The organism is Streptococcus sp. HMSC062B01, from assembly GCF_001811085.1.
In the GTDB taxonomy this organism is placed as follows: Bacteria; Bacillota; Bacilli; order Lactobacillales; family Streptococcaceae; genus Streptococcus; species Streptococcus gordonii.
This window is the reverse complement of the sequence record NZ_KZ672764.1, coordinates 749-1,285: the sequence shown is the minus strand read 5'-3', so window position 1 is coordinate 1,285 and position 537 is coordinate 749. Positions and strand designations below refer to the sequence as shown.

Below are 537 nucleotides of genomic sequence, written 5' to 3'. Positions count from 1 at the left end.
CTGTTTCAGCAAGTACGTCCGCCTCCACGAGTGCGTCTGTATCTGCGAGTGAGTCCGCGTCTACGAGTGCGTCTGTAAGTGCGAGCGAATCGGCTTCCACGAGTGCGTCAGTAAGTGCGAGTGAGTCCGCCTCAACGAGTGCCTCAGTAAGTGCGAGCGAATCAGCTTCCACGAGTGCGTCTGTTTCAGCAAGTATATCCGCGTCCACCAGTGCATCGGTAAGTGCGAGTGAGTCCGCTTCCACGAGTGCATCTGTAAGTGCCAGCGAATCCGCGTCAACCAGCGCTTCAGTATCTGCCAGTGAATCAGCCTCAACGAGTGCGTCAGTTTCTGCAAGCGAGTCCGCGTCGACGAGCGCATCTGTTTCAGCAAGTACGTCCGCTTCCACGAGTGCATCTGTAAGTGCCAGCGAATCGGCCTCCACGAGTGCATCTGTATCTGCAAGCGAATCCGCGTCAACCAGTGCATCTGTATCTGCAAGTGAATCGGCTTCCACAAGCGCTTCGGTAAGTGCGAGTGAGTCCGCCTCAACGAGCG

Annotated in this window: 1 pseudogene; it reads right to left on the bottom strand. The window is 56.4% G+C overall.

The features are described from left to right. A pseudogene (locus HMPREF2780_RS11825) lies at positions 1-537 on the bottom strand (hypothetical protein); the annotation flags it as partial.